Genomic DNA, 11,844 nt, shown 5'->3' with positions numbered 1-11,844 from the left:
CGCCGTGGTCGCGGGCATGAAGACCTTCTTCCCCGACCTGCCGCTGAACTCGGGCTTCTATCGACCGATCAAGGTGATAGCCCCCGAGGACACCATCGTGAACGCCAAGTGGCCGGTAGCGGTCACGGGCTTCTTGATGCCGTTCGAGAAGATCATGAACTCGATCTACGAGATCTGGTCCAAGATCATGCCCGAGCGCGCCATCGCCTGCGCCTTCAACCTGGAATACCTGCTGACGGGTGGGCGCGACCGGCGCCACGACGCCAAGAACATCTTCATGTTCTACGACTGGCTGCCGGGCGGCTGGGGCGGGCGCAACGGCAAGGACGGCTCCAACGTCACCACCGCCTGTTTCGGCACCGGGCTCATGGCCCAGCCCGTCGAGGGCCAGGAGCGCACCAGCCCGATCCTGTGCCACGAGATGGAGATGCTCACCGATTCCGCCGGCCCGGGCCAGTGGCGGGGCGGCGTGGGCCTGCGCAAGACCAGCACGATCGGCGAGGCCGACAACGTGGTGATCTCCTATATCTGCGACCGCGAGCGCGCGATCGTCTGGGGGATCAATGGCGGCCTGCCCGGCTATCCGCACGGCCTGGCCCTGCATCGCGGCGGCCGGGACAATCCCGAGGAATGGCTCGGCACGATCTTCTCCGACGTGCCGATCCAGAAGGGCGACCTGTTCACCCGGCCGACATCGGGCGGCGGCGGCTTCGGCGACCCGCTGCTGCGCGACCCGGCCCTGGTCGTGGAGGACGTGGCCGACGACTATGTCTCGATCGAGCGGGCGGCCAAGGACTATGGCGTGGTGATCCGCACGGTGGATAAGGATCGCGCCGAGTACGAGGTCGACCTGCCCGCCACCCAGAAGCTGCGCGCCGAGATTCGTGCTCAGCGCAAGGGCTGGCTGGAGGAGCCCGCCGAGGCGGTGGCCGAGCGCTACCGCAAAGGCGAGATCGACCAGCTCGACCTGATCCGCCGCTACGGCGTGATCCTGGACTGGGCCACCGGGGAGCTCATGGTCAATTCCACCAACGAGTTCCGCGAGATGTTCAAGAAGCGCTCCGCCGCGCACTGGTCGACCTGAGCGCGCCGCTCCGGCCAATGCCGCAGGCCTAAGCCGATCCCGGGCCTGCGGGTCTTCTCATCCGGCGGCCGCCGCCTCCATCCGCGTGGCCTGGGCGCTCATCCGGGCGGCCCTGGTCTCGCGGACCGGCGGCAGGCCGAACATGCGGCGGTACTCGCGGGTGAACTGCGGCACGCTCTCATACCCCACCGCAAAGGCGGCGCTGCTCACATTCCTTCCGTGTGCCAGCATCAGCCGCCGCGCCTCGATCAGGCGCAACTGCTTCTGGAATTGCAGCGGCGAAAGCGACGTGACCGCCCGGAAATGGGCGTAGAACGAGGACGGGCTCATTCCGGCAGCGGCGGCCAGCCGGTCCATCGGGATCGGCCGGGCGAATTCCGCCCGCAGGACCGCCACCGCCCGCGCCACCCGCTGCACCTGACTGTCTGGAAAGCCCAGGCGCCGGATCGTGGGTCCATGCCGCCCGGCCAGCAGCCAGTAATGCAGCTCGCGCCGCAACTGTGCCTGTAGCACCGGCACCGCGGCCGGGCGGTCGAGCAGGCGCATCAGCCGCAGCGCCGCATCGGCCACCTCAGCATCAGTGGGTTCGACCCGTACTGGCCCGCCGCCCGGAGCCGGTGCCGCCTTCATTTCCATCGCCAGCTCGGCGACCGTCGCGAGGTCCAGGTCCAGAACCAGTGACAGATAAGGGCTGACCAAGCTCGCGCGCGTGACTTGGCTGACGGTCGGCACATCCGCCGTGATCAGCAGCGAGTCCCCAGCACCGAAGGTGAAGGCTTGGTTGCCCATCGTGACGTGCTTGGTGCCCTGCAGCACGAGGCAGGCGAGCGGCCGGGAGATCGCGTACTGCAGCTCGCTCCGTGCCGTTGCCCTGATCGCCGTGACGCCGGGGATGGGGGTTTGAGCAACGCCGTCCGGGTCGGCATGGACTTCCGCGAAGCGGCGAACCCTATCGAGCAGCGTATCGGTCATGCGTCGCTTATAGCCGAATCGCCAACATGCACGATCCTGTTTGGAGGATCAGGCAAGAAAACCCCAGCTTCCGGCAACAATCGCGCACCTGATCGGCCGATATCGAGGGCGTCACCTCCAATGGATCGGACCATGACCGGGATCACCCTCGTTACCGGCGCCAGCCGCGGCCTTGGCCGCAGCACCGCGCTCGCCATCGCCCGAAGCGGCGGCGACGTCATTCTCACCTACCAGAGCCGGCGTGCGGAGGCGGAGGCCGTCGTCGCGGAGATCCAGGCAGCCGGCCGCCAGGCGGCTGCCCTCCAGCTCGATGTCGGCGACGTTTCCAGCTTCGCCGCCTTCACCGAACGCCTGCGCACCGCCTTACGTGAGGGCTGGCGGCGCGACAGGTTCGATCATCTGGTGAACAATGCCGGTCATGGTGACATGGCCACCATCGGTCAGACCAGCGAGGCGCAGTTCGACGCGCTGGTCAACGTCCATTTCAAGGGCGTCTATTTCCTCACGGAGGCCTTGCTGCCGCTGATCGCGGACGGCGGCCGGATCGTGAACCTGTCCTCGGGACTTACCCGGATGGCTTATCCGGGCTTTGCCGCCTATGCGGCGGTCAAGGGCGCGGTTGAGGTGCTCACCCGCTATCTCGCCAAGGAACTGGGCGGGCGCGGCATCGCGGTCAACACGGTGGCGCCCGGTGCGATCGAGACCGACTTCCTGGGCGGTGCGGTGCGCGACACGCCGGACCTGAACCAGAGCTTCGCCGGGATGACTGCACTCGGGCGGGTCGGCCTGCCCGATGACATCGGCCGGATGATCGCGAGCCTGCTGTCCGAGGACAATCGCTGGATCAATGCCCAGCGGATCGAAGTTTCCGGCGGCCAGGGCATCTGACGTCTTCCTGATCCCGCATGAGCCGGCCGTGCCCAGGTGAACCCCGGGCCGGACCGGCCAAGGGGCCTTGCCCGCCAGCGCCCTTCGGCGTTTGCTCGCGACGCCAGAAGGGAGGCAAGCATGCCCGCATTGTTTCACGGCCTCTCGGCCTTCCCGATCACGCCCATGGACCAAGATGGCCGGGTGCTCGTCGATGACCTGGCCGTGCTGCTGGACCGCCTCGTGGCGGCCGGGGTGGATTCGATCGGTCTGCTCGGCAGTACAGGCTCCTACGTCTATCTCCAGCGCAGCGAGCGGCTGCGGGCAATCGAGGCCGCGGCCGACGCCGTGCAGAAGCGCACGCCGCTCATCGTGGGCATCGGCGCGCTGCGTACCGACGAGGCCGCAGCACTGGCGCGCGATGCCGAGCAGGCTGGCGCCGACGGGCTGCTCCTGGCCCCGGTCTCCTACATCCCGCTCATCGAGGAGGAGGTCTTCCAGCACTTCGCGGCGGTGGCGGGGGCGACCGGGCTGCCCTTGTGCATCTACAACAACCCCGCCACGACCCACTTCAACTTCAGCCATGCGCTGCTGCAGCGCCTGCCCGGCGTGCCCAACATCCGGGCCGTGAAGAACCCGGCACCGCCCGCCGGCGAGGCACATGAGCGGCATCGGGCGCTGCAGGCGATGGTCCCCGCCCAGTTCGCGATCGGCTATAGCGGCGACTGGCTGGCCGCGGATGCCGTGCTGGCCGGCGGGGTCGCTTGGTACAGCGTGATCGGCGGCCTGCTGCCGGCACCGACGCTGAAGCTGATGCGTAGCGCCCAGGCTGGCGATGCGGCAGGAGTCGCCCGCCTCAACGAACGCTTCCAGCCGCTCTGGGCCCTGTTCCGCGAACTCAGCAGCTACCGCGTCGTCCACGCGATCGCCAACGAGCTGGGCCTGGCCCGCGCCAATCCGCCCCGCCCGATCCTGCCGCTGGATAGCGCCGACCGGCAGAGGGTGATGACGGCAGTCGCAGGGCTGTAGCGGATGAAGGGGCCGGGGCGAGCGGACGGCAACGCCCCGGCTGATCCCCCGCTACCTGGACAGGCTCGAGCTCGAAGTGTTGATCGTCTGGACCTGGCTATTCCCGCACCGGCATCTCACCGACGAGATCTGGTCGTTCCACAGGTTCCCGACATAGTGATAGTCACCGGCAGAAAAGTGCCGGACCTCGCCGCCCCAGTTGGAGTGCTCCCAGACGGAGAGCCTGCAGCCGTTGGGCACGCTGACAGAGCTCGCCTTGTCGTTGAAGGCATCCCCCACATAGGGGGTCCGGTAGTTCCTGCCGATCCGGAATTCCGATCCGGCCCAGTTCGTATGCTCGTAGAGGGAGCAGCCGTTGAACGCCTCGGCTGGCGTGGCGAGGTAGCCTGCTACACAGAGTGGCAGCAGGAAAATGCCGATCTTCCGCATTGCACACCTCCGTTACCGCAAGAGACGACGTTCATTCCCGACGAAAATCTTCAAGAGATCGGGGACGAGGCAAATCGTGATGCTGCAGTTCGTGAGAATGCGTGCTGAAGGCAGGCAGAAATTGCCGTTCGTGCAAATTCGGACTGAAATTCTACGGCAAGTCCTGTGCCTGGTCAACCAGGCATCGCTTGCCAAGGTGCGGCCGAGTGCTTGTCTCATCAGCAGGGTTGCTGCCGGAAATCATGAAACATTTCTGGCAATATTCGGTGGTGCCTGACCGGACATGCTTGGCAGCCGGGGCGAGCCCCGGCACGCCTTACGCCACCTCTACCCCGTAATCGGCCAGCTCCGGCAGCATTGCCTCGACCACGAAGTCGACGAAGGCCTCGGGCGCATCCAGGTAGAACTCGCGCGTCGAATAGCTGCCGACCTCCGCCGCGACCCCGCGTGCGCACAGCCACCCCGCCAGCCTTTCCAGCTCGGCCCGCGGCGTGTCGCTCAGGAACGAGACCTGCGACAGGCGCTTGTCGGCATCGCGTCCCGCCTCGGTGCTGTGGTTGAGCTGCAGGTCGACATTGGTGCCGGGCTGGCGCATCCACACCGACCGCTCGGTCCGGCGCAGCTCGACGAAGCCCAGCTCCGCCTGGAACATCGCGACCACCGTGTCGAAGTGCTGCGGCGCCACGCGCTGGGCCATGTGATTGAACTTCATTTCGCTGTTCTCAGCTTCTGGCGGCGGCCTCGGTCGTGGTCAGGGCAGGGGCCATTGCCCTGCGGCTGGAACCCAGGCCTGGCAGCTTCAGTTCGCGTGAGCCGGTGAGCCCCTTGGGCCGGAAGATCAGGATCAGCGCCATGCCGATGCCGAGTGCTATTTCCTGCGAGCCCTCGGGCAGGGCCAGGACCAAATCGCCCATCGGCACGCCGGATTCCAGGAAGCGGAAGAACTCGACGAACACGGTGACCGCGAACACGCCTACAATGGCGCCGGTGACGCTGCCCATCCCGCCGATGATGAGCATGGCTAGCGTGATGAAGGTGAGCTGCAGGTAGAACATGTCCACCGTCGCCACGCCCAGGAACTGCACGTAGAGCGTGCCGCCGATGCCCACAATGAAGGCGGAAAGGACGAAGGCGGCCAGCCGCACCCGCACGATGCTGACGCCCGAGGCGCGGGACGCCACCGGGTCGTCGCGGGTAGCGCGCAGCATCAGGCCGAAGCGCGAGCCCTTGAACCAGAAGGCCAGCACGATGGCACCCAGCGCGAAGGCGAGCGCGGTCCAAGGCCCGACCACGGTCGGGATACCGATGATCGAGCTCACCCCTGCGGTCACCGAGTCCCAGTTGGAATAGACATTGTTGACGATCGCCAGGAAGGCGAAGGTCGCGATCGAGGCGGCGATGCCAGACAGGCGCAGGATCACCGCGCCGAACACCAGCGCCACGGCCGCCGCCAGCACCGCACCGCCGGCCACCGCCACCCAGAACGGATACTGCGCCTGCTGCAGGAAGACCGGCAGGCCAGTCAGCATGAGCTGCTTCCACATCGGGTTGCAGGTGGCCCAGGCGGCGGCATAGGCGGCGATGCACATGAAGCCGATATGGCCGAACGAGACCACGCCGGAATTGCCGATGAACACCGACAGCCCGACCACCACGATCAGGCGGACCAGGGCTTCGGTGACCGTCAGCGCCATCTCGTCGTTGCCAAGCAGCGCCACCAGCGCCGTGATCGCCGTGACGCCCAGGAGGAGGGCGAGCACCGGCAGGGCCGCACGGAGGAAGCGGCGTTGGGCGGTGTCGGTCATACGCGCTCCACGAGGGCTTTGGTGGGAACCAGGCCAGACGGCCGGAGCAGCAGCATCAGGATGACGATGCCGAACACGAAGGAATCCCGGAACGGTCGGAGATCGTCCGGCAGGTAGGCCTGCAGGAACACCGAGGCGAAGGCGACGGCGAAGCCGCCCGTCGCGGCCCCGATCAGGCTGCCCATGCCACCCACCACCGTGGCGATGAAGGCGAACAGCATGAGCGGCACGCCCAGCGTCTGGCTGAGCGTGCCGGTCTGCGACAGAAGCAGGAGCGAGGCTACCGCCGCCAGCACGCCGGAGATCGCGAAGGCCAGGCCGATCACCAGGTTGCCGCGCACGCCCAGATAGCGGGCCATCCGGAAGTCCTCGGCGGCCGCACGCATCTGGATGCCGAGCGCGGTGCGCTTGAGCAGCAGCGTCAGCCCGCCCATCAGGACGAGCGTGGCCAGGATGGTGACGATCTGCAGGAGCGGGATGCGCAGGCCGCCCATGGCGATCTGGTAGTTCAGGTTCGACCAGAGATCGACGCTCTTGGGCCGCGAGCCGTAGAACATCAGGATCAGGTTCTGGATCACGAAGCTAACCGCGAAGGACGCGATCATCAGCGTCGCCGGGTCGGCGCGCCGGATATGGCGGAACACCAGCAGGTCCGAGAGCAGCGCTGCCGCCACCACGATCACGGCCACTGCGATGATCACCATGAACCAGGGCCAGCCGCCAATGAACAGGGTGGCGACCGCCTCGGTGGAAGGAATGATCAGCGCATAGGCGCCAAGGGTGATCAGGTCGCCATAGGCGAAGTTGATCAGCCGCAGGATGCCGAACAGGAGGCCGATGCCCAGTGCTGCCAGCGCATAGAGGCTGCCGAGCGATAAGGCGTCGATGAAGGTCTGCGCGAAGTTGATCATGCCGCGGCCTCGCTCGTGGCAGGGGCGTGGTGCTCGTCGAAGCCGAAATAGGCGCGGGTGATGGCCTCGCCGTCCTGCAGGTCGGCGGTGTTGCCGTGCAGGAGGATGCGGCCGTTGCGCAGCACGTAGATCCGCTCGCTGAACTTCAGCATCCGGTCGGAACTCTGCTCGTTGACCAGCAGGGTCAGGCCGCGCTCGGCACGCAGCGCCAGCAGCGTCGCATAGATCGTGTCGACGATCTTGGGCGCCAGGCCCAGCGACGGCTCGTCCACCATGACCAGGCGCGGCCGGGTCATGAGCGCCCGGGCGATCACCAGCATCTGCTGCTCGCCGCCGGACAGCCGCCCGGCCGGCTGGCGCCAGCGCTCCTTCAGCCGCGGGAAATAGCCCAGCAGCTGCTCGGCGTCGCTCTGCGCATAGCGCCGGTCGCTCGTGGCATAGGTGCCGATGAACAGGTTCTCCTCGACGGTCAGCGTGCCGAACACGTGGCGGCCTTCCGGCACCAGCGAGATGCCGAGCCGCGCGATGTTCTCCGCGCGCATGCCCACCAGCTCCTTGCCGTCGAAGCGGATCCGCCCGCGCTTGGGCGGCACGCCTCCGGCGATCGCCGCCAGCAGGGTCGACTTGCCCGCACCGTTCGGCCCGACCACGCAGACCGCCTCGCGCTCCTTCACCGAGATGGCGACCCCGGCCAGTGCGGTGGTGCCGCCATAGCTGACCGCCAGATCCTCGACCTCCAGCATCAGTGATGGCCCTCCGCCATTTCCAGCTGCTTCTCGCCCTCGCCGCCCAGATAGGCGGCGAGCACCTTCTTGTTGCGCTGGATCTCGGCCGGCGTGCCCTCGGCGATGGTCCGGCCGCTGTCCAGGACATGGATGAAGTCGCAGGTGCCCATGACCATGCGCATGTTGTGCTCGATGAGCAGGACCCCGCAGGTGAAGGTCTTCGGGATGTCCAGCACGATCTGGGAAAGCTCGTCGCACTCGGCGTCCGCCATGCCGGCCGCGGGCTCGTCGAGCAGCAGGAAGGCCGGACCCAGGAACAAAGCGCGGGCGATGCCGACCCGGCGCTCGTCGGTATAGGGCAGGGTGCCCGCCACGATGTCGGCCTTGTCGGCCATGCCCAGCCAGGCCAGCAGCTCCATGGCCAGGTGATGGGCCTGGCGCCGCCCCAACCCCATGCCGGTGCCGGTCACCTCGACATTCTCGACCACGGTGAGGTCCTTGAACAGTCGCCCGGCCTGGAAGGTTCGGGCCACGCCCTGGTGCCGGAACCGCTCGGCACTCCAGCCGGCCGTGTCCTGTCCACCCAAGAGGATGCTGCCCTCGGTGGGCCGCTGGAAGCCGGTCAGGCAGTTGACCAGCGTGGTCTTGCCGGCCCCATTCGGGCCGATCAGACCCAGGATCTTCTCCCGCTCCAGGCCCAGCGTCACGTCACCGATCGCGGTGAGCCCGCCGAAGCGGACGGAAACACCCTGCGCCGCGAGGCTGGCCGCCTGCGACTGCTCGACCCCGGTGGCGGTCATGGTCGGTCTTCTGGTCATTTCGACGCCACCTCGCATCGCGTGTGATCACAAATGAAGCTCCCTGATGGATGCATTCTGGGAGCGGAGCTGGAATTTTGTCCACGCAGATGCAGCAAGAACCATGCAAGTCCTCAGCACGGATGCGCATCGGCCGTTGCCAGCCGCCTTGGTACGTGGCTTGCTCGTAGCACTGGCGAATGCCCGCCTGCCGCGCAGGTCGGCCGCACAGCAGCTACAGGGGGACGTAAACGAATGGTCGCATCGAAGTTATTGGGAGGGCTGGCGCTGGGCGCAGCACTGACGATGGGCGCACTCCCGTCGCAGGCCGCCGACGAGATCGTACTGGGCTTCGCGGTCGCTGATTCGGGCGCCATGAACGCCTATGACAGCGATTCGAAGAAGATGGCGCTGCTCTGGATGGAGGAGCAGAACGCCAAGGGCGGCCTGCTCGGCAGGCAGCTCAAGGAGGTCTCGGCCGACACCAAGTCCGACCGGGTCGAGGGTGCCAAGGCCGGCCAGCGTGTCCTGCGCGAGGGTGCCGTGGTGGTCTTCGCCACCTGCGACTACGACTATGGTGCGCCGGCCGCTCTGCAGGCGCAGCAGGCCGGCGTCATCTCCGTGTTCCTGTGCGCAGGGGATCCCAAGGCGGGCGTGATGGGGGTCGGGCCCTTGTCCTTCACCTCGTCGAACGCCGCCCAGGTCGAAGGTGCGACGCTGGCCGAATGGGGCATGGAGAAGAAGGGCTACAAGACCGCCTATGTCCTGCTCGACGAGACGCTCGAGTACAACAAGTCGGCCTGTGCCGGCTTCGACTGGCGGTTCCCGAATGTCGGCGGCGAGATCGTCGGCCGCGACGTGTTCAAGGGCAGCGATGCCTCAATCGCCTCGCAGATCACCCGCTTCCGCTCGGTGGCAGCCGAGAAGCCGGTCGACGTGCTAGTGCTCTGCTCCTCCATGCCGGGTGCGCCTGGCGCGCTGCGGCAGATCCGGGCGGCCGGCATCGACATACCCGTGTTCGGCTCGCAGTCGATGGACGGGCTGTACTGGCAGGACGCCGTGCCTGGCCTGAAGGACTTCTATGTCCCGATCCAGGCCTCGGCCTATGGCGACGACCCACGGCCCGAGGTGAACGAGCTGGCCGAGCGCTTCGAGAAGCGCTGGGGTGCCCGCCCTGCCACGCAGTATGCCTTCCCGATCTGGGCCTTCATGGAGCTGTGGGCCAAGGCGGTCGAGAAGGCCGGCACCACCGACGCGCAGCCGGTGGTCGACGTGATGAACACCTTCAAGGACGAGCCGACCCTGCTCGGCCCCAGGACCTTCACGCCGATGCTGCACATCCAGGACCGGCCGCTGGAGCTGATCGCCGAGGTCGGCGGCGGCCAGGGCAAGGTAATCGACCAGTGGCGGATCGCCGAGCCGGTGCCGCAGGAGGTGCTCTACCGGCTGAAGACCGACTGAGCCTGCCCCTTCGGTGAGAAGGGACGCCCCCACGGGTGCCGGCCGTGGGGGCGTCGTGCCGGTCAGGGCCGGTTCATGAGCCGTGCGACGGCCTCGACGAGGCGCTCATTCATCGCCGGCTTCTCGACCAGCACGTGGCCGTGGCAGCTCAGCAGTTCGGGCAGCCGTTGCCCGCTATAGAACAGGAACGGGATCTGCCGTTCCATCAGGAGATGTGCGACGGGCTCGGTGGTTTCCGTGCCCAGGCGAAAGTCGAGCACCGCGACATCGATGCGGTCGCGCTCGGCGCTCGCCATGGCTTCGGGCAAGGTGAACCATGGCCCGACCACCTGGGCCCCGAAACTCTGGAAGGTCGCCTCGAGATCGAAGGCGATCAGGACCTCATCGTCCGCGATGAAGACCTTGGCTCCTTCCAAGCCTTTGGTCTGGCCAGTCCTCCTCATCGCGCGGCTCGACCTCCGGGATGTCCAGCTCGATCGTGCACGTCACGCCGTCCGGCAGGAACTCATGGCGCACCTTGGCGCCGGGAATCCCCTTCTGGATCAGCACGCTGCCAAAGCCACTCCGCTCCCGAGGATGCACTGGCGGCCCGTTGCTTTCCTGCCAGACAACGGTCAAGTGCTGTCGATTGTTCCCCGTCAGTCGCCAGTCGAGTGCCACGCGCCCATCATCATTGGACAGGGCGCCATATTTTTCGGCATTGGTTGCCAGCTCGTGCAGGACCAGGCCGAATGGCGTCGCCAGATCGGCCGGCAAGACGACCGGCTCGCCGGTGATGGTGAGCCTTCCTGAATCATCGTCGACATAGGCCTGAAGCTGGCCTTCGATCAGTGCCGCGAGGCTGGCCCCCTGCCAGTGCGACTCGACCAGCAGCTTGTGGGCGGCCGCCAGGGCGGCGATCCGGCCTTCGAACCGCGCGGCGAACTCCTTGGGGTCCGGGCAGGTCCGCAAGGTCTGGCGCGCCATCGACTGCACGACGGTCAGCGTGTTCTTGACCCGGTGGGTGAGCTCGTCCAGCAGCAGATTCTGCCGCTGCATCCAGCGCTGCCGATCGGTGATGTCGCGGGTGCTTTCCAGGACCAGCCGTCGCCCCTCGAGCGGGACCAGCTCGATCTGGCTTTCCACGGTGAGGGTGCGCCCGTCCTTGGTGGTGTGCAGGACCTCGCCGCTCCACATGCCCTTGGTCACCAGTGACTGGCGCAGTTCCTCGAACGATCCTCCGGGTACCGTGACCTGGAGCAGCCGTTCCATCCGCTGCCCGATCGCCTCGGCGCGGCTGTAGCCGTAGAGTTCCTCGCTGCCGCGGTTCCATTGCAGGATGCCGTCGTCGAAATCCCAGACGAAGATCGGCGAGCGGGACAGGTTGACCAGCCGGCTCTCCTGGCGCAGCCGCTCCTCGCTCTGGCGCAAGGCTTCCTCAGCCCGGCGGCGCTCGGTGATATCGACGAAGGTGGCGACGATCCCGTCGATCTTGTCGTCGATGGTGCGGTATGGCCGCATCCGCACGAGATACCAGCCGCCGGCCCGACTCGGCACCTCTTCCTCGACCGGCGTCAGGTCCTTGAGCACCAGGAGCGCCTGGTCGGCCAGCCCGTCATAGTCGAGCTGATGGGTGAAGTCGGTGATCGGCCGGCCTTCGTCGTTCAAGGTGATATTGAACAGCTCGTTCAGCCGCGGCGTGAAGCGCTTGATGCGCAAGGAGGTATCGAGGAACAGCGTGCCGACATCGGTCGCGGCCATCAAGTTCTGCAGGTCGCTGTGCGC

General features: G+C 67.0%; 14 protein-coding genes. 5 read left to right on the top strand and 9 right to left on the bottom strand.

Going from position 1 to position 11,844, the window contains the following annotated elements:
• Window positions 1–1,084, top strand: a 1,084-nt coding sequence (locus EQG76_RS19260; protein ID WP_200840945.1) for a hydantoinase B/oxoprolinase family protein, incomplete at its 5' end; no start/stop codon positions are given.
• A gap of 57 nt (window positions 1,085–1,141) precedes the next feature.
• Here EQG76_RS19260 and EQG76_RS19255 read toward each other — a convergent pair.
• On the bottom strand, window positions 1,142–2,056 hold the full coding sequence (locus tag EQG76_RS19255; RefSeq protein WP_159715977.1) for an AraC family transcriptional regulator: 915 nt from the start codon (window positions 2,054–2,056) through the stop codon (window positions 1,142–1,144).
• A 132-nt stretch (window positions 2,057–2,188) separates the two neighbouring features.
• On the opposite strand from EQG76_RS19255, the gene EQG76_RS19250 reads away from it, so the two are divergent.
• Window positions 2,189–2,944, top strand: coding sequence for an SDR family oxidoreductase (locus EQG76_RS19250; RefSeq protein ID WP_159715976.1), 756 nt, complete (start codon window positions 2,189–2,191; stop codon window positions 2,942–2,944).
• Window positions 2,945–3,064: 120 nt separating this feature from the next.
• Complete coding sequence (locus EQG76_RS19245; RefSeq protein WP_159715975.1) at window positions 3,065–3,952, top strand: dihydrodipicolinate synthase family protein; 888 nt, start codon at window positions 3,065–3,067, stop codon at window positions 3,950–3,952.
• 51 nt (window positions 3,953–4,003) lie between these two features.
• On the opposite strand, the gene EQG76_RS19240 is transcribed toward EQG76_RS19245, so the two are convergent.
• On the bottom strand, window positions 4,004–4,381 hold the full coding sequence (locus EQG76_RS19240; RefSeq protein ID WP_159715974.1) for a peptidase inhibitor family I36 protein: 378 nt from the start codon (window positions 4,379–4,381) through the stop codon (window positions 4,004–4,006).
• A gap of 76 nt (window positions 4,382–4,457) precedes the next feature.
• Here EQG76_RS19240 and EQG76_RS19235 point away from each other — a divergent pair, with 76 nt between their 5' ends.
• Entirely contained in the window at window positions 4,458–4,658 is a 201-nt protein-coding gene (locus EQG76_RS19235) for a hypothetical protein (protein ID WP_159715973.1), read from the top strand.
• 39 nt (window positions 4,659–4,697) lie between these two features.
• Here the strand turns inward: EQG76_RS19235 and EQG76_RS19230 are convergent, their stop codons facing one another.
• The 5 genes from EQG76_RS19230 to EQG76_RS19210 are packed head-to-tail and all read right to left on the bottom strand — an operon-like array spanning window position 4,698 to window position 8,640.
• Window positions 4,698–5,093 carry a hypothetical protein gene (locus EQG76_RS19230; RefSeq protein WP_159715972.1) on the bottom strand — a complete coding sequence of 132 codons (396 nt, stop codon included), beginning with the start codon at window positions 5,091–5,093 and terminating at the stop codon, window positions 4,698–4,700.
• Between the two features lie 10 nt (window positions 5,094–5,103).
• A complete protein-coding gene (locus EQG76_RS19225; RefSeq protein ID WP_159715971.1) occupies window positions 5,104–6,186 on the bottom strand; it encodes a branched-chain amino acid ABC transporter permease in 1,083 nt (360 codons plus the stop codon).
• On the bottom strand, window positions 6,183–7,097 hold the full coding sequence (locus EQG76_RS19220) for a branched-chain amino acid ABC transporter permease (protein WP_159715970.1): 915 nt from the start codon (window positions 7,095–7,097) through the stop codon (window positions 6,183–6,185). Before EQG76_RS19220 ends, EQG76_RS19225 begins: the two co-directional genes overlap by 4 nt.
• Window positions 7,094–7,840 (bottom strand): ABC transporter ATP-binding protein, encoded by a 747-nt coding sequence (locus EQG76_RS19215; protein ID WP_159715969.1) that lies wholly within the window; start codon window positions 7,838–7,840, stop codon window positions 7,094–7,096. The genes EQG76_RS19220 and EQG76_RS19215 overlap by 4 nt, the downstream gene beginning before the upstream one ends.
• Complete coding sequence (locus tag EQG76_RS19210; RefSeq protein WP_235031455.1) at window positions 7,840–8,640, bottom strand: ABC transporter ATP-binding protein; 801 nt, start codon at window positions 8,638–8,640, stop codon at window positions 7,840–7,842. Before EQG76_RS19210 ends, EQG76_RS19215 begins: the two co-directional genes overlap by 1 nt.
• 234 nt (window positions 8,641–8,874) lie before the next feature.
• On the opposite strand from EQG76_RS19210, the gene EQG76_RS19205 reads away from it, so the two are divergent.
• Complete coding sequence (locus tag EQG76_RS19205; protein ID WP_159715968.1) at window positions 8,875–10,080, top strand: ABC transporter substrate-binding protein; 1,206 nt, start codon at window positions 8,875–8,877, stop codon at window positions 10,078–10,080.
• A 62-nt stretch (window positions 10,081–10,142) separates the two neighbouring features.
• On the opposite strand, the gene EQG76_RS19200 is transcribed toward EQG76_RS19205, so the two are convergent.
• Both EQG76_RS19200 and EQG76_RS19195 read right to left on the bottom strand, forming a co-directional pair.
• Window positions 10,143–10,496 carry a response regulator gene (locus EQG76_RS19200; RefSeq protein WP_200840944.1) on the bottom strand — a complete coding sequence of 118 codons (354 nt, stop codon included), beginning with the start codon at window positions 10,494–10,496 and terminating at the stop codon, window positions 10,143–10,145.
• Window positions 10,462–11,844, bottom strand: a 1,383-nt coding sequence (locus EQG76_RS19195; RefSeq protein ID WP_159715966.1) for a sensor histidine kinase, incomplete at its 5' end; no start/stop codon positions are given. The genes EQG76_RS19200 and EQG76_RS19195, both read right to left, overlap by 35 nt.

This window comes from Geminicoccus flavidas (genome assembly GCF_009806515.1).
GTDB classification, from domain to species: domain Bacteria; phylum Pseudomonadota; class Alphaproteobacteria; order Geminicoccales; family Geminicoccaceae; genus Geminicoccus; species Geminicoccus flavidus.
The sequence above is the reverse complement of the archived record's forward strand: the minus strand, read 5'-3'. Positions and strand labels throughout refer to the sequence as shown.